Below are 21,191 nucleotides of genomic sequence, written 5' to 3'. Positions count from 1 at the left end.
ACCGCCCAGGGCTGCCGTCAACGCCAGCGTTCAGGTTTCGGTGCTTAGCGCACCCCGTGCATCAGGCGCTTGAGCAGCGGCGCCAGCGCCAGCAGCACCACGCCCACCGCCACCGAGGACCAGCCGATCTGACGATAGGTGGCGATATAGGTCTCAAGGCTGAGCTTGAGGTTGGTCACCTCGCCGCCCACAGTCTTCACCGTCGCCAATTGCGCCAGCAGGCCTGCGCCATACTCGCCCAGCGCCATGGAGAGGTACCATGTGCCCATCATCAGGCCCACGACGCGCGGGATGGCCAGCTTGGTGATCATCGAGAGCCCCACGGGCGAGAGGCACAGTTCGGCGATGGAATGGATCACATAGAGCCCCGCCAGCCAGATCAGCCCCACCTTGAAGCTGGGCCCGACGAATTGCGCGCCCAGCACCAGAAACAGGAAGCCCGCGCCCACACCGATCAGGCCCAGCGCGAATTTCACGGGAATCGAAGGCTCCCACCCCTTGCGGCCCATCAGGCCCCACAGCGCGCCCATCACCGGCGCCAGCAGGATGATGGCCACCGAGTTGAACTGCTGCGTCTGCGGTGCCGACATCCGCAAGGATCCCCAGATCGTCAGGTCGGTGTTGCGGTCGGCAAAGAGGGTGAGGGAGGAACCGGCCTGCTCGAACAGGCTCCAGAACACGGTGTTGAAGGTGATCAGCACCATGGCGGCGACCATCATCTGGAACTCGGTGCGGCTGCCCACGCGCCATGACCAGATCAGGATCGCGGGCAGGGCGATGGCAAAGGTGCCGCACAGGAACTTGCCCATCAACGGCAGGCCCAGCAGGTAACCGGCCAGCCCCGCGCCAGCGACAGGCTCGGGCGTGTCCATCAGATTGACGAACAGCAGGTAGAACAGCGGGATGGCCAGCACGGCCAGGGCATAGATCGTCCATGCGCGATCACCGCCCGCGCGCTGCGGGGTTTCCCCATAGCCCGCCAGACGACCGCCATCGAAACGCAGCATCGCCCAGGCCAGCAGCATCACCGCCCCTGCCGAGCCGAAACCGGCGGGCCAGCCATAGGCGTCGGCCAGCCAGGGCGCCACCGTCTGCCCGATCATCGAGCCCAGGTTGATGCCCATGTAGAAGATGGTGAAACCGGCATCGCGGCGGCGGTCGCCCTGCTCATAAAGCGCGCCGACCATGGTCGAGATGTTCGGCTTGAAGAAGCCGTTGCCCACCGCCACGGCGGACAGCGCCATCAGCATCAGCGCCACGCGCCAGCCTTCGCGCACGGCGCCTTCCTTCAGCGCGCCGGGGGCCAGGTGGCGGGCGATCTGGCCATCTGTGGCCAGAAGGTCGATGCTGCCGTCGTCATTGCCGCGAATCTGCTCGGGCTGGCCTTTGACGATGACCACGCGGCGTTCCTGCGCGCCGCTGGTGGGGCCATCGTGGAAATGTTCGATCACCACATCGTGGCGCGCACCGTCGAACTCGACCCATGGTTTGGCTGCCGTGCCGCCGAAGGCCAAAGCGAAATAGCCCGAGGCCATCACCAGCGCGCCGAATTTCACCGAGCGTTTCGAGCCCAGAAACTGGTCCGCCACCAGACCGCCCGCCAGCGGCGTCAGATAGACCAGCGCGGTATAGCCGCCATAGATCCCGGTCGAGGCGTGATCGCCCAGCACGAAATGCTTGGTCAGATAAAGGGTTAGCAGTGCCCGCATGCCGTAGAAGCCGAAACGCTCCCACATCTCGATCGAGAACAGGCGGGCAAGCTGTACGGGGTGCCCCATCCATTGGCGGGGGGCGGTGTTCGAAGCATCTCTCATCGCGGGGGGTTTAATGCATCGCGCGCGAAAGTGGGAACCGGATTTTCGCAAAAAGCGATGTCGTAACGAAACGTCAGATCGGGCTTGAAAAGCGCCCGATTGCATTACGACCAAAGGCCAAACCCCGCAGGAAAGCTTGCGTGAGAGGCTGTATTATGGCACTGATGCACCATGGTCGCATCACCCAAACCCGTCTATCTCAAGCTGCGCGACATGATCGCCGCAGCCATCATCGATGGCACCTATCCGGAAGGGACATTGCTCCCCTCGGTGCGGGCGCTGGCAGCGGAGCAGGGCGCCAATCCGCTCACCGTGGCCAAGGCCTACCAGCAGTTCCAGCTCGACGGTCTGGTCGAGGTGCAGCGCGGCGTCGGCATGCTGGTCGCCCCCGACGCAGCAACCCGCCTGCGCAAGACCGAGCGCGAACACTTCCTGACCGAGGAATGGCCCGCCATCCGCTCGCGCATCGACCGGCTCGGCCTGAACGCGCAACTGCTGCTGGCCGGCCAGGAGGGCTGACCGGTCAGACGAGCAGGGCGGCATGTAAAATCAGCCTTTGCCCCATATGCGGACAGGCGCTAGCCGCCGAGAACTCTTGACTGTTCCGCAACTTATGTCACTTATAAGCATTGCTCTGATGAAATGATGCCGTCGGCCGGAAGAGGGACTGGCGGACGCATCGGCAGCTTTCACGGGTTGGGGGATAGTCAATGATCCGATCGGAATTGCTTCAGGAACTGGCCAAGGCCAATCCAGACCTGCGCGCCGACGATGTCGAGCGCGTGGTCGACGTGTTCTTCGACGAAATCGCACAGCGCCTGGCCGAAGGCGGCCGGGTCGAACTGCGCGGCTTCGGCGCCTTTTCCTCGCGTGAGCGCGAACCGCGCAAGGGCCGCAACCCGCGCACCGGCGAAGCCGTCGATGTGCCCGGCAAGCGCGTGCCCTTCTTCAAGCCCGGCAAGGAAATGCGCGCACGCCTCAACGTCGAGGCCTGATTCGCGCAGATTTGCAGGGCTCTTGCCCCGTCAGGCACGATCTGCCACAGGCACCTGCGCGCGGACGTGGCGGAATGGTAGACGCCGGAGACTTAAAATCTCTTGAGCTTTGCTCGTGCGGGTTCGAGTCCCGCCGTCCGCACCATTTTTAATGGTTTTAAGGGATGAAAGCAGGGGGCCATCGCCCCCTGCACCCCCGTTACGTCTCCCGACACGGATGGAGCGCAAGGCCAGATCGCAGCGCAAACGTCCCACCGCCGGAGGCTTTGATGCCTGCGGCGCTGCGTGCCTCGCTCCATGGCCGAACCCATGGCGCGAGGTAGACATTCATGGGAGCGCGAGGGGGTAACCCCCTCGCTTTTTCCTTTTCTTACAATTCTTCCGGCCAATACAGCCGCATCGGATTGGTCACCAACAGCTTCTGCTGCAGCTCCGCCGTGGGCGCGATGCGGGGAATCATATCGACGATATGCCCGTCATCGGGAATGTTCGTTTCCATGTTGGGGTGCGGCCAGTCGGTGCCCCAGATCACACGGTCCTGATAGTCCGCGACCAGAGGCGCGATGGCGGCGGCGAAGTCGTTCCAGGGGTCGCCACTGGCATCCAGACGATCCGGGCAGGTGGGCTTGAACCAGATGTCCTCGCGGCTTTCGAGCAGACGGCGGAAGGCCTTCAGATCCTCACCATCGGGGCCCTGCGAGACATCGGGGCGCCCCATATGGTCCACCACCACGGGGACGGGGATGGCGGCGATGAAGGGGCGCAGCTCTTCGAGGATATCGGCCTCGAAATAGATCACCACATGCCAGCCTTCGGGCAGGCGGGCGGCCAGGTCGAGGAACTTGTCCTTGGGCGCGTTGTCTACCAGCCGCTTGAGGAAGTTGAAGCGCACGCCGCGCATGCCCTTGGCATGCAGATCAGCCAGTTCTTCCGCCGAAATATCGGGATCGACCACGGCCACGCCGCGCGCCTTGCCGCCGGAGAGTGCGATGCCGTTCAGAGTCGCGGCATTGTCGGTGCCGTGGCACGAGGCCTGCACGATCACATTGCGCGAGAAGCCGAGGTGGTCACGCAGGGCGAAGAGCATGTCCGGGCCGGCATCCTCGGGCAGATACTTGGCCTTGGGGCTGAAGGGGAACTCCGCCATCGGGCCAAAGACGTGGCAATGGGCGTCCACCGCGCCGGGGGGCGGGGTGAAGGCGGGCTTGGACGGGGCGCTGTGCCACGAGGTGATACGGTCGGTCATTGAAACTCTCCCTATCGGGGTTTATCCGAAAACGGTGCCATCCATCAGCTTGCGCGCAGTGCGCAGCAGGGCGGCGGTGGCGACCTGCCCCTTGTCATCCAGTTCCAGCACGCAGCTCATCTCGCCGGTGGGGTGCTCGACCGAGAGCGTCTTGCGATTGCCCTCAGGAATCTGCGCCACCTCGGCGGCGGGCGAGCCGGGGATGAGGCAGGCCGTAGCCACACTGACGGCACCCAGCACGCCGATCGTGGCATGCGCGCGATGCGGGATGAAACTACGCACGGTGACGGCGCCGCCATTCTTGGGAGGCGCCACCAGCATCATCTTGGGGACGGATTTTTCCTTCACATCGCCCAGATTCATGGTTTCGCCCACGGCCAGCCGGATCGCCTCGATCTTCGCCTTCAGCTCGGTGTTGGCATCGAGGCTCTCACGGTCCTCATAGCCGGTGATGCCGACGTCTTGCGCCTTCATCACCACGCAGGGCATGCCATTGTCGATCAGCGTCACCGGCACGCCATTGACCACATCCACCGCGTTCCCGCTGGGCAGCAGAGCCCCACAGGACGATCCCGCCGTATCGCGGAACTCCAGAGGAATGGGGGCATGCGAGCCCGGCACACCATCGATCTTGGCGTCGCCGTTGTAGGTCACAACCCCACCCGGCGTCTGCACCGTGGCGACAGCAACCTGCCCGGTGTTCTCCATAAAGATCGCCACACTTGTTTCGTCGCCCGTGGCCGGGATCAGACCGCGCTCGATGGCGAAGGGCCCGATCCCCGCCAGAATGTTGCCGCAGTTCTGCGCATCCGTCACAATCGCCTGATCGACAAACACCTGCAGGAACAGGTAATCGACATCGATCCCCTCCCGCGCGGACTTGCTGACGACCGCCACCTTGCTGGTCAGCGGATCGGCGCCGCCCATGCCATCGATCTGGCGCTCGTCCGGGCTGCCCATCACGCCCAGCAGGAAAGCATCGCGCTCGGCCGTGTCGGCGGGGAGGTCGCTCTTCAGGAAGAAACCGCCCTTCGACGTGCCGCCGCGCATCCACAGGCAGGGGGCGGAAAATCCGGTGGTCATGATGGGGTGTCCTCTCGTTTTCAGGCTCAAGAAGGAAGGTAAGATGCGAGGGTCATAACCCTCGCGCTCCCTTTAATGTCTACATCGCGCCACGGGTTCGGCCTTGGAGCGAGGCACGCAGCGCCGCAGGCATGAAAGCCTCCGGCAGTGGGACGTTTGCGCTGCGATCTGGCCTTGCGCTCCATCCGTGTCGGGAGACGTAATGGGGGTGCAGGGGGCGTAACGCCCCCTGCTTTCATCCCTCAGATATACTTCAGGCCTTCCTTCTCAAGACGCTCACGCATCTTGTACATATCGAGGCCCAGCACGCCCGAAGCCAGCTTCTCGCGCTTCTCGCCCTCATTGGCCTCGCGCGCCTGAGCGGCGGCCAGCACCTCGGCAGCCTTCTCGCGCGGCACCACGACAACGCCGTCATCGTCAGCCACGATCACATCGCCCGGCTGCACGGCGGCATTGGCGCAAACCACAGGCACGTTCACCGAGCCCAACGTGTTCTTCACCGTGCCCTGCGCCGAAACGGCCTTCGACCACACGGGGAAGTTCATCTCGGTCAGGTCGCGCACGTCGCGCACGCCGGCGTCGATGATCAGGCCACGGCAGCCGCGCGCCTGGGCGCTGGTCGCCAGCAGGTCGCCGAAATAGCCGTCCTCGCAAGGGCTCGTGGGGGCCAGCAGGAGGACATCGCCTTCCTTCAACTGCTCGATAGCGACATGGACCATCCAGTTGTCACCGGGGGCGGCGCTGATCGTCACGGCGCTGCCCGCGATGCGCGCACCGGCATAGATGGGGCGCATATAGGCAGCGAGCAGGCCCGTACGGCCCTGGGCTTCATGAACGGTGGCCACGCCGCATTTGGCAAGGCCGTCGATCACGGCTGGATCGGCACGGAGGATATTCTGGACGACGACACCCATGGGGGTTCTCCTCTGATCTGTTTGGGTCGCTGGATGCGCCCTTGGCCGCGATCAGGGAAAGCGGAAGTCTGGCGCAGCTATTAGATTTCGCTAAGATGGCGCGATGGAGATCTGGGATTTCAACCTGAGGCATCTGGCCGCTATCACGCGGATTTCGGAGCTTGGCACGATGATTGCGGCCGCCGAGGCGGTGAGTCTGACCCAACCGGCCATAACACAGGCCTTAGGACGGATGGAAGAACAGCTCGGCCTGCCGCTGTTCGAGCGGCGGCACAATGGCATGGTGGAGACCGAGGCGGCGCGTTTGCTGGTGCCGCGATTCCGCGCGGCGCTCGATCATATCGGCTCGCCGCATGTCACCATGTCGCGGTTGAGGGCAATGCTGGCGCTGGCCGATGCCGGGTCTTACGTGGGGGCGGCGCAGATTACCGGGCTGTCGCTGCCTTCGCTGCATCGCGCGGTGAACGATCTGTCGCTGTCGATGCGGCGGCAGTTGGTGGCGCGGCGCGGCAAGGCGATCATGCTGACCGAGGCGGGGCGGGCCATGGCCCGCTCGTTGCGACTCGGGCGGATCGAGCTGGAGACGGCGCTGGCGGAACTCGCCTCGCTGAAAGGCGACGAGCAGCGCAGTCTGGCCGTGGGGGCGATGCCTCTGTCGCGGGCGCGGGTGCTGCCTGCGGCGGTGACTCGCTTTGTGCGGCGCCATCCTCAGGTGCGGCTGCGCATTGTGGAGGGATCGCGCGCCGAGCTGGTCGAGCCCCTGCGCAACGGCGCCATCGATCTGATGATCGGCGCGCTGCGCCAGCCGCTGATGGAGCCCGATCTGGTGCAGACGCCGCTGTTTCTTGACCATCCGGTGGTGCTGGGGCGGCGCGATCACCCGCTGGCGGGGCAGGCGCCCACTTTGGAAGATTTGGCGCGATGGCCATGGATCATTGCCGCCAAGGGGGCGCCTCTGCGTGATGCCTGGGAGCAGATGTTCACCCGCGCCGGACTCGATCAACCGCAGGTGCTGGTGGAGGCAGGGTCGGTGATGACCATCCGCCAATTGCTGATCGAAAGCGATTGCCTGACGCTGCTGTCCCCAGATCAGGTCTCGGTGGAGTTGGAGGCGAGGTGGCTCACCACGCTCTGCGCCGCGCCGCCGGGGCTGGCGCGCACGATTGGCGTGACGACGCGTGCTTCATGGGTTCCCACGCAGGTTCAGGTCGATTTTATCGAGCAACTGCATCAGCTTACTTTGCCAAGTCCGGATCATAACTCACAGCAGGATTAGCACAATCTTATAGCTGGCGAGCAGTTCCGATTGGCTGTTTCCCGCGATCGGGGGCAGGTCCGGCGGCATGACGCTCAACCCTGCCACCTCGCTGCCCCTATCGCTCACCCTGATCGGCTTTGGCGAGGCGGGCGAGACCTTTGCCAGTGCCGCCGGATGGCGCGCGGGCAACGACCTCAATGCCGGGGCCTGCGATCTGAAGTCCGAGCGACTGGTTCTGGCGCAGACGCTGGGGCTGGGCACGGGCGATGCCGCCACTGTGCTGACTGGCGCCGATCTGGTGCTGTGCCTTGTCACCGCCGATGAGGCGCTGCCCGCTGCCGTGGCCGCCGCGCCGCTGCTGCCCAAGGGCGCGATCTGGTGCGATGGCAATTCGGTGGCCCCCGACACCAAGCGCGCCGCCGCCGAAGCCATCGAGAAGGCGGGCGGCATCTATGTCGATGTGGCGATTCTGGCGCCGGTGAATCCGGCCAGGCTCGATGTGCCGCTGCTGCTGAGCGGCGCGGCTGCCAAGGATGCCGCAAAGCTTTTGGCCCGCGCCGGTTTCCGCAACATCCGCGTGGTGGGTGACGAAGTGGGCCGCGCCAGCGCGATCAAGATGATCCGCTCGGTGATGGTCAAGGGCATGGAGGCGCTGACCGCCGAGATGATGATGGCCGCCCAGAAGGCGGGCGTGGTGGACGAGGTTCTCGCCTCGCTCGACGCCAGCGAAAATCCCAAGCCCTGGGCCGAAAAAGCCGCCTACAACATCGAGCGCATGGTGACTCACGGCGCCCGCCGCGCCGCCGAAATGGAAGAATCGGCCAAGACTTTGGAAGGCCTCGGCATCGAGCCGCTGATGACCACCGGCACGGTGGCCCGCCAGCGCGAGATGGCCGGGCGCAAGGATCGCTTGATCTAAATCCGGTTGAGCATCGCTCACCGAAACCGCACATATTTCGAAGGGAAGGATAGCAACGTGACTTTGGTGATCGACTGCCACGGGCATTACACCACGGCGCCCGAAGCCCATACCGCATGGCGCGACGCGCAAAAGGCCGCCTTCAAGGCCGGCGAGGCGGCCCCCGCCTATCCCAACATCAGCGACGACGAGATCCGCGAAACGATCGAGAAGAACCAGCTTCGCCTCATCAAGGAGCGCAAGGCCGATCACACGATTTTCTCCCCGCGTGCCTCCACCATGGCGCATCATGTCGGCGACCAGCAGGTTTCCGAAAGCTGGTCGATCCATTGCAACAATCTGATCGCCCGCGTGGTGGAGCTGTTCCCCGAAACCTTCACCGGCGTCTGCCAGCTTCCCCAGAACCCGCAGAGCGATCTGTCGGTCTCGATCAAGGAGCTGCGCCGCTGCGTTGAGGAGCTGGGCTTTATCGGCTGCAACCTCAACCCCGATCCGGGCGGCGGCCACTTCACCAGCCCGCCGCTGACGGATGAATACTGGTTCCCGATGTATGAGGCGATGAGCGAGCTGGACGTGCCCGCCATGATCCACGTTTCGGGTTCGTGCAATCCGGCGCAGCATGCCACCGGCGCCTTCTACATTGCCGCCGACACCATTGCCTTCATGCAGCTGCTGGAAGGCGATCTGTTCAGCCGCTTCCCCAATCTGCGCTTCATCATTCCGCATGGCGGCGGCGCTGTGCCCTATCACTGGGGCCGTTATCGCGGTCTGGCCGATATGCTCAAGAAGCCTGCGCTCGACGGGCATCTGATGAACAATGTGTTCTTCGACACCTGCGTCTATCATCAGCCGGGCATCAACCTGCTGAACGAGGTGATCGAGACCAAGAACATCCTGTTCGGCAGCGAGATGGTCGGCGCGGTGCGCGGCATCGATCCCACCACCGGCCAGTATTTCGACGACACCAAGCGTTATGTCGACGCCCTGCCCGTCACCGACGAGCAGCGCCATGCCATTTTCGAAGGCAATGCCCGCCGCGTCTTCCCGCGTCTGGATGCCAAGCTGAAGGCGATGGGTCATGTCTGATACCCCCGAAGATCTGGGCGAGCCCAAGGGCCCGGCCACGGGCGCCGTGGGCCCCGTCGGCAATCAGGGCGACATCGCGGAATATCTGGAGGAGCTGGAGGATATCCCCGGCACGCGCGTCTACACCGCCGCGCGGGCGCGCAAGGGCTATTGGCTCAACCAGTTCGCGATGAGCCTGATGAAGGAAGAAAACCGCACCCGCTGGCGCGCGGACGAAAAGGCCTATCTGAACGAATGGCAGCTTTCGGACGCGGTCAAGCAGGCGCTGCTCGACCGTGATTACAACCGCCTGCTCGATCTGGGCGGCAACATCTATTTCCTCGCCAAGGTCTTCTCGACCGACGGGCTCAGCTTCCTGCAGGCGGTCTCCACCATGACCGGCATGAGCGTGGTTGAGTACAAGGCGATGATGGATGCCGGTGGCCGCAGCCCCGAGGGCGTGCGGTCGATCAAGGGAGGTTATTGATATGGCGCGGATTACCGCCGGTGTCGGCTCCAGCCATATCCCCCTGCTGGGTGTGGCGGTCGATCAGGGCAAGACCAAGGACGACTATTTCACCCCGATCTTCGAGGGTTACGAGTGGACCAAGGAGTGGATCAAGGGCGAGAAGCCCGATGTGATCATTCTGGTCTACAACGACCATGCCTCGGCCTTCGATGCGAACATCATCCCCACCTTCGCCATCGGCACGGGCGAGCGCTACAAGCCCGCCGATGAGGGCTGGGGCCCGCGCGAGGTGCCCGATGTGATCGGCGAGCCCGATCTGGGCTGGCATATCGCCCAGAGCCTGATCCTCGACGAATTCGACATGACCATCATCAACGAGATGGATGTCGACCATGGCCTGACCGTGCCGCTGTCCATGATGTTCGGCCAGCCCGAGGCCTGGCCGGTGAAGGTCATTCCTTTGGCCGTCAATGTCGTCACCTATCCCGTCCCCACCGGCAACCGCTGCTGGATGCTGGGCGAGGCGATCAAGCGCGCCGTGGAAAGCTATCCGGAAGATCTCAACGTGCAGATCTGGGGCACGGGCGGCATGAGCCACCAGCTTCAGGGCCCGCGCGCCGGGCTGATCAACGCCGATTGGGACAATAATTTCATGGACGGGCTTGTCGGCACCTCCGACAAGAACCGCACCATCCCCCATATCGAATATCTGCGGGAAACCGGCAGCGAGGGGATCGAGATGGTGATGTGGCTCATCATGCGCGGCGCGCTGGGGGCCGAAACCCGTCTGCTTCATCGTCATTATCACGTGCCATGCAGCAACACCGCTGTCGGCCATATCGTTCTGGAGCCTGTTACATGAGCGCCTCCCCCTTGCGTATCGCCGTCGTCGGCGCCGGTGCTTTCGGTGAAAAGCACCTCGACGCCCTGAAGAACATTCCCCACGCCGAGGTGAAGGTGGTGGTCTCGGTTTCCGTCGAGGAAGCACGGAAGGTCGCCGACAAATTCGGCATCGCCGAGGTCAGCGATTCCTATGAGGAGGTGCTCAAGCGCGATGATATCGACGCGGTAATCCTCACCACGCCGACCCCGATGCATGCCGCGCAGGCGATTGCCGCGATGAAGGCGGGCAAGCATGTCGAGGTGGAAATCCCCGTGGCTGACTCGTGGGCCGATGCCCAGGAAGTGCTGCGCGTGCAGCAGGAAACCGGCAAGGTCTGCATGGTGGGCCACACCCGCCGCTTCAACCCCAGTCATCAGTGGGTGAAGCACAAGATCGACGCGGGCGAGTTCAACATCCTCGCCATGGACATCGAGACCTTCTTCTTCCGCCGCAAGAACATCAACGCCAAGGGCGAGCCGCGCAGCTGGACAGACCATCTGCTGTGGCACCACTCGGCTCACTCGATCGACATCTTCCAGTATATGACCGGCGCCAAGGTGGTGAAGGCCAACATCCTGCAGGGGCCCAAGCATCCCGAGCTGGGCATTGCTCTGGACCAGTCGATCCAGCTCAAGACCGACAAGGGCCAGATCCTGACCCTGGCGCTGTCGTTCAACAATGACGGTCCGCTGGGCACCTTCTTCCGCTACATCGGCGACACCGGCACCTATATCGCCCGTTACGACGATCTGGTGAACGGCAAGGAAGAACCCATCGACGTCTCGAACGTTGATGTCTCCATGAACGGTATCGAATTGCAGGATCGCGAATTTATCGCCGCGATCACCGAAGGGCGCGAGCCCAACTCGTCGGTCGCCAGCGTGCTTGACTGCTATCGCGTCATGGGTGAACTGGCCGCCAGTCTGGAAGAGCAGGACGGTTGGTCATGACACAAGCAGTGACGGTTGAACGGAACATCGGGGGGGTGTCGCTGCCCCCCATTGGCCTTGGCTGCATGTGCCTGTCATGGGCTTACGGCCTGCCTCCCTCGACGGCGGACGGCATTGCGCTGCTCCATCGCGCGGTGGATCTGGGATACCGTCACCTTGATACCGCCCGGCTCTATGGGCTTGGCCAGAACGAGATCCTTGTCGGGCAGGCCATCAAGGGCATGCGCGACAAGGTGTTTCTCGCCAGCAAGATGGGCATCATCGTCGATGGGGCCAGCCGCCGCATCGACTGCAAGCCCGCCACCATCCGCGCGGAGGTCGAGAAAAGCCTCTCCGCGCTGGAGGTCGACCATATCGACCTCTATTACATGCACCGCCGCGACTTCACCGTGCCCATCGAGGAGTCGGTGGGCGCGATGGCGGACCTCATCAAGGAGGGCAAGATCGGCGCGATCGGCCTCTCCGAAATGAGCGCGGAGACGCTGGAAAAGGCCGTCGCGACCCATCCCATCGCCGCGATGCAGACCGAATATTCGCCCTGGACGCGCAATGTCGAGATCGCCGTGTTGGAGGCCACCAGGCGCCTGGGCACCGCGCTGGTCGCCTTCTCGCCGGTGGCGCGCGGCGTGCTGGCCAATGGCGTGCGCGACCCGGATCTTTTCGCGGAAAAGGACATCCGCCGCGCCATGCCGCGCTTCTCGACCGAGAACTGGCATCGCAATCTGGCACTGGTCGATGCCTTCAACGTGCTGGCCGCCGAGGCGGGCGTCACCCCGGCGCAACTGTCGCTGGGCTGGGTGCTGTCGCGCGGGGAGCACATCCATGTCATCCCCGGCACGACGCATATCGCCCATCTGGAAGAAAACGTCACCCAGCCGCAATGGCGCCCCGATGCCGCGCTCTCGGCCAAGATCGACGCGCTGATCAACCAGCAGACCGTGGCGGGCGAGCGTTACGACGCCAGGACCCAGACCTCCATCGAAACCGAGGAATTCGCCTGAGCGGGCGAAACGCGGGGTAAACTCGCGCCATCCCCCTGTTCTTGCTCCCTTTCGCCTGTTAGGCAAACCGGGGGCAGGATGGTGGGCGGACAACCGACCCGGCCACGCCCCTTTGGGGAGCACGCCGGGTTTTGACCGAGACAGAGACATTCAGCCAGAGTGATCGGGCATCGCTTCAAACCGGGCCCGATGTCTCGATCATCATGCCCTGCCTGAACGAGATCGAATCCCTGCCTCATTGCCTCGCCAACGCCCGCGCGGCGGCGGAGGCGATTCAGGCAAAATACGGCCTCTCCAGCGAGATTCTGATCGCCGACAATGGCTCGAGCGACGGCAGTCAGGCCTATGCGCAATCACAGGGCGCGCGCGTGGTGCCGGTGCCCCGGCGCGGCTATGGCGCGGCGCTGATCGGCGGATGCGAGGGCGGCCATGGCCGCTATCTGCTGATGGCCGACGCCGATGGCAGCTACAATTTCCTCGACGGCGTGGCGATGATCGGGCGGCTGGTGGCCGGCGCGGACCTGTGCATGGGCAGCCGCTTTGCCGGGGGCATCGCCAAGGGCGCCATGCCCTGGAAGAACCGCTACATCGGCAATCCCATCCTGACCGGCGTGCTGAACCTGTTCTTCCGCGCCGGGATCGACGACGCGCATTGCGGCATCCGCGCCATTACCAAACAGGCCTTCCTCGCCTGCCGCCTGTCCTCCACGGGGATGGAGTTCGCCAGCGAGATGGTGATCAAATCCACCCTGCTGGGTCAGCGCATCGAGCAGGTGCCCGCCACCCTTGGCCCCGATCTGCGTGACCGCGCGCCTCATCTGCGCCCATGGCGCGATGGCTGGCGCCACTTGCGCTATCTGCTGATGCTCAGCCCGACATGGGTGTTCGGCGTGCCCGCGCTGCTGGCGATGCTGGTGGCGGCGCTGATCTTCGGCGTGGCCGCGCTGCATGATCTGGCCATCCTGCCCGGCGAGGGGCCCTTCGGCGTCAGTTGGACGGTGCTGGCCGGTTTCCTGCTGACGCTGGGCCATTTCTCCGGCCTGATGGCGGTGGCGACCCATTTCTACGGCGTGCGCACCGGCTATCGCCGCCTGCGCTCCGGTTTCGACCGCTGGAGCAGCATGCTAACGCTCGAACACTCGCTGATGGCCTCGCTGGCGCTGATCGCGCTCTCCGCCCTGTGGCTGGGCGAGATCGGCATCCGCTGGCAGGGCGGGGGCTTTCTGGCGCTGCCCTCGGTGCTGCCGCTGGTGCTGGCGCTGTCGCTGGGCTCGGTGGGGGTGCAGACCGCTCTGGGCGGCTTCCTGATTTCGATCCTCGCCGGGCATGACGCCAGCTTCGTGCCCCCCGCCACGCCGGAGACCCGCTGACATGCAGGAGAACGCCCGCCGCGTCGCCCCGCGTCTGTGGGATACCGACTGGCTGCAACTGCGCCCGCTGGCCCGCCTGCTGCGCGAAAAGGCCGCCGCCCATCTGCGCCCCGGCGGGGTGATGGTGGACCTTGGCTGCGGTGCCATGCCCTATGCGCAGATGATGCGCGACATCGGCTGGAATTACCAGGGTGCCGACATCGACACCGATGCCGTCGCCAAGGGCAAGCTGCCCATCGATGCGGATGGCCATGTGCCCTGGCCCGACCATGGCGCCGATGCGGTGCTCTCGGTGCAGGTGCTGGAGCATGTCGCCGACCTCGACGCCTATTGCGCCGAGATCCGCCGCCTGCTGGCGCCGGGCGGTCTGGTGCTGCTTTCCACCCATGGGAGCTGGTTCTATCACCCCCATCCCGAAGACCACCGTCGCTGGACCCGCACCGGGCTGAAGCTCGATCTGGAAACGCGCGGCATCATGGTCGAGGAGATGCACTCGATCTGCGGGCCGCTGGCGACCACCACCATGATCCGGCTGACGGCCTTCGCCTTCGTGATCAAGCGCATCCCGCTGGTGGGCAAGCCCATCGCCGGGCTGCTCTCCATCGTGATGAATCTGCGCGGGGTGATCGAGGATGCCGCCACGCCCCCGGTGATGCGTGACGACAACGCCTGCATCTATCTGGTGCGGGCGCGGGTCGCCGCGTAAATGGCCCCAAAGTTCTCTGTCGCGCGCACCGGCATCGCTTACGGCCTGGTGGCCGCCACCTGCCTTGGCCTGCACAATGGCATCATGATCGCCACCGATTGGGCTTTGCGCAAGCATGTCTCCGACCTGACGGTGCTGGTGACGGGCTTTGCGCTCTCGCTGCTGGTGGTCTCCATCGCGGGCTATCTGCTGCACAGCCGCTTCACCTTCCGTGAGCACACCAGCCTTTCCCGCTATCTGCGCTACACGCTGGCGATGAGCGCCAACACCCCCATCGCTTTCGCGGTGACATGGGTGTTGAAAGAGCCGCTGCATCTGCCGATGGCGCTGGCCGCGCCGATTGCCTCGGGCGGGATGATCCTGGTCAACTTCCTGATGAGCCGCTGGGCAATCCGCCACCCAGGCAAAAGTCCGGGGCGGGGCGCGCCATGACAAGCATCCTGACCATCAGCCATTTCTACGAAAGCCATCTCGGCGGCCTTGAACGCGTCGCCGGCCACCTCGCCAGAGCCCTGGAACGACAGGGCGCAAAGGTGACATGGGCCGCCAGCACGCAGGATGCCTCTCCCACCGACCTCGCCACCCTGCCGCTGCCCTGCGCGAACCCCACAGAGGCGCTGACCGGCCTGCCCATGCCTCTGCCCGGCCCGCGCGCCCTTGCCGCCCTGTGGCGCGCCGTGGGGCGGGCCGACGCGCTGGTGATCCACGATGCGCTCTATGTCACCAGCATCGCCGCCATGGTGATGGCCAGGCTGCGCCGCCGCCGCGTGGTGCTGGTCCAGCATATCGCCGCCATTCCCTTCGCCAGCGGAGCGATGCGCGCACTGATGAGGCTGGCGAATACGCTTGTGACCCAACCGATGCTCTCTGCCGCCGATGAGGTCGTCTTCATCAGCGCCACCGTGCGCGAGGATCTGCTGGGCACTCCACCCCGCCGCCCGGCCCACCTGCTGTTCAACGGCGTGGACGCTGCGATCTTCCGCCCCGATGGGCCCGCGGTCCGCCCGGTCCCCGATGCCGCGCGCGCATGCCTCTTCGTGGGCCGCTTTGTGGAGAAGAAGGGCCTGTCCATCCTGCACGCCCTGGCTCGCCTGCGCCCGGATCTCACCCTGCTGATGGCCGGAGACGGGCCCCTCCGCCCCGAAAGCTGGGGCCTGCCCAATGTCCATGTGCTGGGGCCGCAGAATGCTGCGCAACTCGCTGCCCTCTATCACGGAGCGGATCTGCTGCTGCTGCCCTCGGTCGGCGAAGGCTATCCACTGGTGATTCAGGAAGCCATGGCCTGCGGTCTGCCCGTGATCTGCGGCGCGCCGACCCACCACGCCGATCCCGAGGCCGCGCGTTGGCTGCATGGAGTGGCGGTCGATCTGGGAGATGCTGAAGGGTCTGCAGCGCGCTGTGCCGAAGCGGTGGACGGGTTTGCGATCGCACCCGAAGATCGGGAAGCGATGGCCGCCTATGCCGGGCAGGCCTATCGCTGGGATGCGATGGGGCAGGGGGTTTTGAAGCTGGTTTTGAAGAAGGTTTGAAGGAAGAGGAAATGCGAGGGCCATCGCTCTCGCGCTCCCTTTAATGTCTGCCTCAGCGCTACGGGTTCAGCCAAGGCGCCCAGCTTGCCGCGCCGCAGGCTTTAAAGGATTTCTGCCTGCGGCGCCTTGGGTTGCGCAGGTGGATAGTCTGGGCGCCACGATGCGGCACCGCCACCCCATCGTCGGAAGACGTTCTGGGAGCGCGAGGGGGTAACCCCCTCGCATCTTCTTCCTTTTAAACCTTAAATCCGCTCAGACAAAGCAATCGCCACCTTGCACCCCAACCGGATCGCCCCCGACAGCAGCGGATAGGCCGGAGCCTTCTCCGCCCCCTGCTCAAAGGCGATATCGCGGTGCTCACGCTCTTCATCGCGCGCCTTGGCGATCTTTTCGGCGATCTCGGGCTCGTCCTGGCCCAGTTCTTCAAGCTGCTTGGTGTAGTGCAGGTCGATCTCGGTCTCCACCGCCGCCGTGCAGGCCATCGCGGCCTCGGGCCCGATCAGCGCCGTCGCCGCGCCCAAAGCAAAGCCGGCCACATGCCAGAAGGGCTGGAGCAAGGTAGGCCGCGCCCCGCGCTCGACAAGGAACTGATCGAACCACTGCCGGTGGACGACCTCCTGCTCCATCATATGGGCGATGCGACCGCCGTGGGGGCCACGGTCACCCATCACGGCCATCTGGCCAGCGTAGATACGCACCGCGCCATATTCGCCCGCCTGATCGACGCGGATCATCCGTTCGATGGCCTTGGGGAGGGGCTTTTTCACCGGATCAGCCATGGTTCACGCCTTCTTGCGGAAGAGCAGCGTGAAGACCGCCCCCGCGCCCAGTGCCGACAGGATGAAGTTGAACCCGGCCAGCGAAATGCCGAAAATCTTCCACTGCACGACATCGCAGCGGATGATCGGCGCGTTGAGAATGGCCTGAAGCGGATCGCTGCCGGCGCCGAACTTGACCAGCGTGGTGCATTCGGTGAGGCCTTTGAACCAGCCATACTCGACGCCCGCATGGTAGCCGCCGATCAGCGCCGAAACGGCGATCGCCAGCCCGGCCAGCGCCACCCACAACCGCTTGGCGGGCAGCACGAAAGCCGCCGCCGCAAAGCCGATCGCCGCGAAATGGGCGTAGCGCTGCCACCAGCACATTTCGCAGGGGAACAGCCCGCCCAAATATTGCGAAGCATAGGCCCCGCCAACCAGCGCCGCAGGCACCACCAGCGCCACCGCGCGGGCCAGATTCACATTCGCCATCCGTGCTATCCCTATTTCGCGGCTTTGGCCTGAGGCGGCAGGCCGCCGGTGTGCTTCAGCGTCTCCTCGGCATACCAGAGCTGGAAGTCCTTGATGCCCTTGGCCTTCAGCTCATCGGCGGTCAGCTTGAAGCGCGGATCGTCCTTCAGGTCGTTTTCCAGCTTCTTGTCATCGATGCCCACCTCGTTGACAAGGTGGCGGGCCAGATCGCTCTCGCGCTCGGCCAGCTCGTTGCGGCGGCGGGCGTCGGGATCGGTGAGCTGAGGCACGCGGATATCGGGGTGGATGCCGCCCTCCTGCACCGAATGGCCGCTGGGCGTGTAGTAACGCGCGGTGGTCAGCTTGACGGCGTGATCCTTGTCGAGCGGGATCATCGTCTGCACGCTGCCCTTGCCGAAGCTGCGCTCACCCATGACCAGCGCGCGATGCTGGTCCTGCAGCGCGCCCGCGACGATCTCGGAGGCCGAAGCCGTGCCCGCATCGATCAGCACCACGATGGGCAGCCCCTTGGCGGCATCGCCGGGGAAGACCGTCTCGGCATGCCAGACCGCGTTTTCAGAGGCCACGCGCCCGCGCTGCGAGACGATATCGCCCTTGGTCAGGAACAGGTCGGACAGGGCCACCGCTTCATCCAGCTCGCCGCCCGGATTGCCGCGCAGGTCGAGGATCAGGCCGGTCAGCTTGTTGCCCGATTGCGCGCGCAGCGTCTGGATCGCCTGATAGACATCGCGCCCGACATTGGTGGAGAACTCATTCACCGAGATCACGCCAACGCTGCCGTCGAGCTGCGAGGTGACGGGCTTCAAGTCGATGGTCGCCCGCGTCACGGTCACATCGAAGGTGCCGTCGCGGCCGGGGCGGTAGATGGTCAGGCGGATGCTGGTGCCCGGCGGGCCACGCATCTTGTTGACCGCATCGTCCAGATCGCCGCCATAGATCAGCTTGCCATCAAGGTGCGTGATGTAGTCGCCCGGCTTGATCCCGGCCTTTTCGGCGGGGCTGCCCTTCATGGGCGAGACGACCTTCACCGTGCCCTCATCCATCACCACGGAGAGGCCAAGGCCCTGATAATTGCCGTCGATCATCGTGCGCAGCCGGTCGAGGCTGGAGCCTTCGAGATAGGCCGAATGCGGATCGAGGCTGGCCAGCATGCCGTCGATGGCGCCCTTCACCAGCTTGTCGTCATCGGTCTGGTCGACGTAATTGGCCTTCACCAGCCGGTAGACGTCGAACAGGCGCCCGAATTGCGGCGCCACGCGCCCGTCCACCGCCGAGAGGGCCGCCGTGGTGGCCGGCACCAGCGCCACCGTGCCCAGCAACAGGGCGGCACGAAAGGTCGTGGCAAGACTGGAGCGCATCCCGTTCAAACGCATTTCGGGGCCTTTCAACTGCTTTAAGGATCGAGTCTAGCCGCTCACGCGGGCCAGCGCCAGATGGATCAAGGTGTTAACCCCGCCCGATGTTCCTGAATTGCTTTTCGGGGGGCAAGAACAGGTTGATCGTGCACGCGGTAGCGGCCCGCTACCCTGCCCGGTTACCCTGACGGCGGTATCCTCTGGGTGGCCGGGCGGGGGAGCGGGCCGGTGCCGCAAAATCCGGCTCTTCCGCCGGATTTTCAAACAAACTCTCAACGCCGCACAATCTGGTCGAGCGGATTGGCAGGCTGGCCATCCTTGCGCAGTTCCAGCCCCACCACCGGGCGCCCCGGCCCGGCCAGACCCAGCGGCGCGCCTGCCACCAGCCTGTCGCCCACCCGCACATCGACGCGACCAAGGCCGGTGACAAGGCTGGTCCAGCCGCCGTCATGCTCGATGATCGTGATCTGGCCATAGCCCGGATAGGGCCCGGCAAAGGCGACCCGCCCCGGCGCGGGTGTGACCAATTGCGCGCCCGCAGGCACGGCCAGAGAAATCCCGCGAGAGGCCGCGCCATTGCTGCTGGCGCCGAACCCTGCGACCAGACGCCCGGCGACCGGCAGGATGTAATCGGCCAGGCGGGCGGGGGCAGGGGTGTGATCCTCCTCCTCGCTGGCCTGGGTGGCTTCGGGGCGGTCGGGGCGGATGATCGGGCCGGGGAGGTGGGCCAGCTTCTCACGCAGGCCCGCCGCCTTGTCCAACGTGTCGAGCAGACCACCGAGATCGCGCGCCTGTTCGGCCAGCGCCAGAGCGCGCTCCGATTCACGATCCGCGCTGCCCGAGACATCGCGCGCGGCCAGACGCTGGCGCGTTTCCAGCGCGGAGAGCGCCTGCTTGCGGTCGCCCAGATCCTTCCGCCCGGCAATCAGCGTGGCCTGCGCCTTGCGCTGCTGCGCGGCGAGGGCTCGGGCCTTGTCGATCTCCTGCCGCAACGCCGCCGTGCGCTGGCGCACCTCGGGCATCATGGTGGCGAGCAGCGCGCGCAGATGCGCCGCATCCTGCACCGAACCGGGCCGCAGCAAGGACACGATCAAGGGACGGCGCGAGAGATGCTGCAAGGCCCCCGTCAGCTTCAGCAAAGGCTGCTGGCGCCGGGCCAGAGTCGCCGACAAGGCCGCGCGCTGCTGCTCGATCAGGCGGATGCTGGCTTCGTCGGCGGCGATTTCGGATTCGGCCTGCTGAATGCGCGCGGCAACGGCGGCGGCTTCGCGCGCGGTGTGGTCGGCGGCGGCATTGGCGTTGCGCGCATCGGCTTCGAGCTTTTCGGCGCGGACTCCGGCGGCTTGCGCCGCAGCCTTGGCATCGAGCAACTGGCGGCGAGCCTGCGCCGGATCGTCACCCGCAGTGAGGCCGGGGATCGTGCCCTGCGCCATGACGGTGGCCGCAACCAGAGCCGCCACGCCAGCCGTCGCGATCCACAGACCTCTGCGCATCAACCGGCCCGGTGATAGGGATGGCCGGCCAGAATGCTGGTCGCGCGCCACAATTGCTCGGCCAGCATGGCGCGGGCCATCATATGCGGCCAGGTCATCGCGCCGAACCCCAGCAGCAGATCGGCATGGGCGCGCGCCGCATCGCCATGGCCATCCGCCGCGCCGATCAGGAAGCGGCACTCACGCACGCCATCGTCGCGCCAGCGGCCCAGCAGCGCGGCGAAATCCTCCGAGGAGATCTGCTTGCCGCGCTCGTCGAGCAGCACGTTGCGCACCGGGGTCTGATGCGCGGGGATCGCGCCGCCACGATCGGGAAGCTCGGTATGCTTCACCGGCCAGGCGATGCGCTTGAGGTAGCGCTCGACCATCTCCCCCTCGCTGGAGCGGCCAATCCGCCCCCGCGCGATGATATGCAGCAGCATGCGCGCCCCTTGTTCCTAGCGCATTGGTCCGGTCAGGGACGCCGATGGGTCAGGCAGCAGCCGAGGCGCCGCCAAAGGCCCACATACGCTCCAGATTGTAGAAGCTGCGCACTTCGGGGCGGAACAGATGAACCACCACATCGCCGCAGTCGATCAGCACCCAGTCGGCAGCGGGCAGACCCTCGATGCGGACATGGCCGAAACCGCCATGCTTCACGCGCTCGGCCAGCTTCTGCGCCATGGCGGCGACCTGACGGGTCGAGCGGCCCGAGGCGATCACCATATGGTCGGCGATCGTGGTCTTGCCTTCGAGCGGGATGGAGACGATTTCCTGCGCCTGATCGTCATCGAGCGAGTTCAGCACCAGCTCGTGAAGCGAACCCGGCTCAGAGGCCGGAAGCGGGGCAGGGGCGCCTGTAGAGGCGGCGGGGGATTGGGGGACAGGCTCGTTCATTGAGAGGATAAGCAC

General features: G+C 65.3%; 23 protein-coding genes and 1 tRNA gene. 14 read left to right on the top strand and 10 right to left on the bottom strand.

What is annotated here, in order from left to right:
* Window positions 1-44: 44 nt before the first annotated feature.
* A complete protein-coding gene (locus ABDW49_RS00855) occupies window positions 45-1,814 on the bottom strand; it encodes a peptide MFS transporter (protein WP_343608997.1) in 1,770 nt (589 codons plus the stop codon).
* Window positions 1,815-1,985: 171 nt separating this feature from the next.
* Between ABDW49_RS00855 and ABDW49_RS00850 the strand changes: the two genes are divergently transcribed.
* The 3 genes from ABDW49_RS00850 (at window position 1,986) to ABDW49_RS00840 (ending at window position 2,954) form a co-directional block, all read left to right on the top strand.
* Window positions 1,986-2,333 (top strand): GntR family transcriptional regulator, encoded by a 348-nt coding sequence (locus ABDW49_RS00850; protein WP_343608996.1) that lies wholly within the window; start codon window positions 1,986-1,988, stop codon window positions 2,331-2,333.
* A gap of 191 nt (window positions 2,334-2,524) precedes the next feature.
* Window positions 2,525-2,809 carry an integration host factor subunit beta gene (locus ABDW49_RS00845; protein WP_343608994.1) on the top strand — a complete coding sequence of 95 codons (285 nt, stop codon included), beginning with the start codon at window positions 2,525-2,527 and terminating at the stop codon, window positions 2,807-2,809.
* A 60-nt stretch (window positions 2,810-2,869) separates the two neighbouring features.
* Window positions 2,870-2,954: transfer RNA gene (locus ABDW49_RS00840), tRNA-Leu, on the top strand.
* A 225-nt stretch (window positions 2,955-3,179) separates the two neighbouring features.
* Here ABDW49_RS00840 and ABDW49_RS00835 read toward each other — a convergent pair.
* The 3 genes from ABDW49_RS00835 to ligK all read right to left on the bottom strand — a co-directional run bounded on the left by ABDW49_RS00835 (window position 3,180) and on the right by ligK (window position 6,052).
* Complete coding sequence (locus ABDW49_RS00835) at window positions 3,180-4,055, bottom strand: amidohydrolase family protein (protein WP_343608993.1); 876 nt, start codon at window positions 4,053-4,055, stop codon at window positions 3,180-3,182.
* 21 nt (window positions 4,056-4,076) lie between these two features.
* Window positions 4,077-5,138, bottom strand: coding sequence for a 4-oxalomesaconate tautomerase (locus tag ABDW49_RS00830; RefSeq protein ID WP_343608991.1), 1,062 nt, complete (start codon window positions 5,136-5,138; stop codon window positions 4,077-4,079).
* Window positions 5,139-5,380: 242 nt separating this feature from the next.
* Window positions 5,381-6,052 (bottom strand): 4-carboxy-4-hydroxy-2-oxoadipate aldolase/oxaloacetate decarboxylase, encoded by a 672-nt coding sequence (ligK, locus tag ABDW49_RS00825; protein ID WP_343608990.1) that lies wholly within the window; start codon window positions 6,050-6,052, stop codon window positions 5,381-5,383.
* Between the two features lie 103 nt (window positions 6,053-6,155).
* Here ligK and ABDW49_RS00820 point away from each other — a divergent pair, with 103 nt between their 5' ends.
* The 11 genes from ABDW49_RS00820 (at window position 6,156) to ABDW49_RS00770 (ending at window position 16,202) form a co-directional block, all read left to right on the top strand.
* A complete protein-coding gene (locus ABDW49_RS00820) occupies window positions 6,156-7,328 on the top strand; it encodes a LysR family transcriptional regulator (protein WP_343608989.1) in 1,173 nt (390 codons plus the stop codon).
* A gap of 67 nt (window positions 7,329-7,395) precedes the next feature.
* The gene (locus ABDW49_RS00815) at window positions 7,396-8,229 is read left to right on the top strand and encodes a DUF1932 domain-containing protein (protein ID WP_343608987.1); all 834 of its coding nucleotides are present in this window, start codon (window positions 7,396-7,398) and stop codon (window positions 8,227-8,229) included.
* A gap of 57 nt (window positions 8,230-8,286) precedes the next feature.
* Window positions 8,287-9,315 carry an amidohydrolase family protein gene (locus ABDW49_RS00810; RefSeq protein ID WP_343608985.1) on the top strand — a complete coding sequence of 343 codons (1,029 nt, stop codon included), beginning with the start codon at window positions 8,287-8,289 and terminating at the stop codon, window positions 9,313-9,315.
* A complete protein-coding gene (ligA, locus tag ABDW49_RS00805; RefSeq protein ID WP_343608984.1) occupies window positions 9,308-9,781 on the top strand; it encodes a protocatechuate 4,5-dioxygenase subunit alpha in 474 nt (157 codons plus the stop codon). Before ABDW49_RS00810 ends, ligA begins: the two co-directional genes overlap by 8 nt.
* 1 nt (window position 9,782) lies before the next feature.
* Window positions 9,783-10,625: a class III extradiol dioxygenase subunit beta gene (locus ABDW49_RS00800; protein WP_343608983.1), complete on the top strand. Its 843-nt coding sequence runs from the start codon at window positions 9,783-9,785 to the stop codon at window positions 10,623-10,625.
* An 11-nt stretch (window positions 10,626-10,636) separates the two neighbouring features.
* Window positions 10,637-11,596: a Gfo/Idh/MocA family oxidoreductase gene (locus ABDW49_RS00795; RefSeq protein WP_343614074.1), complete on the top strand. Its 960-nt coding sequence runs from the start codon at window positions 10,637-10,639 to the stop codon at window positions 11,594-11,596.
* Complete coding sequence (locus ABDW49_RS00790; RefSeq protein ID WP_343608982.1) at window positions 11,593-12,597, top strand: aldo/keto reductase; 1,005 nt, start codon at window positions 11,593-11,595, stop codon at window positions 12,595-12,597. Before ABDW49_RS00795 ends, ABDW49_RS00790 begins: the two co-directional genes overlap by 4 nt.
* A 131-nt stretch (window positions 12,598-12,728) precedes the next feature.
* Complete coding sequence (locus ABDW49_RS00785) at window positions 12,729-13,967, top strand: glycosyltransferase family 2 protein (RefSeq protein ID WP_343608980.1); 1,239 nt, start codon at window positions 12,729-12,731, stop codon at window positions 13,965-13,967.
* Window position 13,968: 1 nt separating this feature from the next.
* A complete protein-coding gene (locus ABDW49_RS00780; protein WP_343608978.1) occupies window positions 13,969-14,673 on the top strand; it encodes a class I SAM-dependent methyltransferase in 705 nt (234 codons plus the stop codon).
* Complete coding sequence (locus tag ABDW49_RS00775; protein WP_343608976.1) at window positions 14,674-15,105, top strand: GtrA family protein; 432 nt, start codon at window positions 14,674-14,676, stop codon at window positions 15,103-15,105.
* A complete protein-coding gene (locus tag ABDW49_RS00770; RefSeq protein ID WP_343608974.1) occupies window positions 15,102-16,202 on the top strand; it encodes a glycosyltransferase family 4 protein in 1,101 nt (366 codons plus the stop codon). Before ABDW49_RS00775 ends, ABDW49_RS00770 begins: the two co-directional genes overlap by 4 nt.
* Window positions 16,203-16,444: 242 nt before the next feature.
* On the opposite strand, the gene ABDW49_RS00765 is transcribed toward ABDW49_RS00770, so the two are convergent.
* The 6 genes from ABDW49_RS00765 to rsfS form a co-directional block, all read right to left on the bottom strand.
* Window positions 16,445-16,981 (bottom strand): demethoxyubiquinone hydroxylase family protein, encoded by a 537-nt coding sequence (locus tag ABDW49_RS00765; RefSeq protein WP_343608973.1) that lies wholly within the window; start codon window positions 16,979-16,981, stop codon window positions 16,445-16,447.
* A 3-nt stretch (window positions 16,982-16,984) separates the two neighbouring features.
* Window positions 16,985-17,452, bottom strand: coding sequence for a disulfide bond formation protein B (locus ABDW49_RS00760; RefSeq protein ID WP_343608972.1), 468 nt, complete (start codon window positions 17,450-17,452; stop codon window positions 16,985-16,987).
* A gap of 11 nt (window positions 17,453-17,463) precedes the next feature.
* Window positions 17,464-18,810, bottom strand: a complete 1,347-nt coding sequence (locus tag ABDW49_RS00755) for a S41 family peptidase (protein ID WP_343608971.1) — start codon at window positions 18,808-18,810, stop codon at window positions 17,464-17,466.
* Window positions 18,811-19,079: 269 nt separating this feature from the next.
* Entirely contained in the window at window positions 19,080-20,300 is a 1,221-nt protein-coding gene (locus tag ABDW49_RS00750) for a peptidoglycan DD-metalloendopeptidase family protein (RefSeq protein WP_343608969.1), read from the bottom strand.
* Window positions 20,300-20,722: a 23S rRNA (pseudouridine(1915)-N(3))-methyltransferase RlmH gene (locus ABDW49_RS00745; RefSeq protein ID WP_068091992.1), complete on the bottom strand. Its 423-nt coding sequence runs from the start codon at window positions 20,720-20,722 to the stop codon at window positions 20,300-20,302. Before ABDW49_RS00745 ends, ABDW49_RS00750 begins: the two co-directional genes overlap by 1 nt.
* A gap of 49 nt (window positions 20,723-20,771) precedes the next feature.
* Window positions 20,772-21,176: a ribosome silencing factor gene (rsfS, locus tag ABDW49_RS00740; RefSeq protein WP_343608964.1), complete on the bottom strand. Its 405-nt coding sequence runs from the start codon at window positions 21,174-21,176 to the stop codon at window positions 20,772-20,774.
* Window positions 21,177-21,191: the final 15 nt, after the last annotated feature.

It is taken from the genome of Novosphingobium sp., assembly GCF_039595395.1.
GTDB lineage: Bacteria > Pseudomonadota > Alphaproteobacteria > Sphingomonadales > Sphingomonadaceae > Novosphingobium.
This window is presented reverse-complemented; position numbering and strand designations above follow the sequence as displayed.

What these genes read in the sequence shown, in the direction of transcription:
- ABDW49_RS00855 (WP_343608997.1), bottom strand. Translation starts at nt 1,814, where the DNA reads ATGAGAGATGCTTCGAACACCGCCCCCCGCCAATGGATGGGGCACCCC.
- ABDW49_RS00850 (WP_343608996.1), top strand. Translation starts at nt 1,986, where the DNA reads ATGGTCGCATCACCCAAACCCGTCTATCTCAAGCTGCGCGACATGATC.
- ABDW49_RS00845 (WP_343608994.1), top strand. Translation starts at nt 2,525, where the DNA reads ATGATCCGATCGGAATTGCTTCAGGAACTGGCCAAGGCCAATCCAGAC.
- ABDW49_RS00835 (WP_343608993.1), bottom strand. Translation starts at nt 4,055, where the DNA reads ATGACCGACCGTATCACCTCGTGGCACAGCGCCCCGTCCAAGCCCGCC.
- ABDW49_RS00830 (WP_343608991.1), bottom strand. Translation starts at nt 5,138, where the DNA reads ATGACCACCGGATTTTCCGCCCCCTGCCTGTGGATGCGCGGCGGCACG.
- ligK (WP_343608990.1), bottom strand. Translation starts at nt 6,052, where the DNA reads ATGGGTGTCGTCGTCCAGAATATCCTCCGTGCCGATCCAGCCGTGATC.
- ABDW49_RS00820 (WP_343608989.1), top strand. Translation starts at nt 6,156, where the DNA reads ATGGAGATCTGGGATTTCAACCTGAGGCATCTGGCCGCTATCACGCGG.
- ABDW49_RS00815 (WP_343608987.1), top strand. Translation starts at nt 7,396, where the DNA reads ATGACGCTCAACCCTGCCACCTCGCTGCCCCTATCGCTCACCCTGATC.
- ligA (WP_343608984.1), top strand. Translation starts at nt 9,308, where the DNA reads ATGTCTGATACCCCCGAAGATCTGGGCGAGCCCAAGGGCCCGGCCACG.
- ABDW49_RS00800 (WP_343608983.1), top strand. Translation starts at nt 9,783, where the DNA reads ATGGCGCGGATTACCGCCGGTGTCGGCTCCAGCCATATCCCCCTGCTG.
- ABDW49_RS00790 (WP_343608982.1), top strand. Translation starts at nt 11,593, where the DNA reads ATGACACAAGCAGTGACGGTTGAACGGAACATCGGGGGGGTGTCGCTG.
- ABDW49_RS00780 (WP_343608978.1), top strand. Translation starts at nt 13,969, where the DNA reads ATGCAGGAGAACGCCCGCCGCGTCGCCCCGCGTCTGTGGGATACCGAC.
- ABDW49_RS00775 (WP_343608976.1), top strand. Translation starts at nt 14,674, where the DNA reads ATGGCCCCAAAGTTCTCTGTCGCGCGCACCGGCATCGCTTACGGCCTG.
- ABDW49_RS00770 (WP_343608974.1), top strand. Translation starts at nt 15,102, where the DNA reads ATGACAAGCATCCTGACCATCAGCCATTTCTACGAAAGCCATCTCGGC.
- ABDW49_RS00765 (WP_343608973.1), bottom strand. Translation starts at nt 16,981, where the DNA reads ATGGCTGATCCGGTGAAAAAGCCCCTCCCCAAGGCCATCGAACGGATG.
- ABDW49_RS00760 (WP_343608972.1), bottom strand. Translation starts at nt 17,452, where the DNA reads ATGGCGAATGTGAATCTGGCCCGCGCGGTGGCGCTGGTGGTGCCTGCG.
- ABDW49_RS00755 (WP_343608971.1), bottom strand. Translation starts at nt 18,810, where the DNA reads ATGCGCTCCAGTCTTGCCACGACCTTTCGTGCCGCCCTGTTGCTGGGC.
- ABDW49_RS00750 (WP_343608969.1), bottom strand. Translation starts at nt 20,300, where the DNA reads ATGCGCAGAGGTCTGTGGATCGCGACGGCTGGCGTGGCGGCTCTGGTT.
- ABDW49_RS00745 (WP_068091992.1), bottom strand. Translation starts at nt 20,722, where the DNA reads ATGCTGCTGCATATCATCGCGCGGGGGCGGATTGGCCGCTCCAGCGAG.
- rsfS (WP_343608964.1), bottom strand. Translation starts at nt 21,176, where the DNA reads ATGAACGAGCCTGTCCCCCAATCCCCCGCCGCCTCTACAGGCGCCCCT.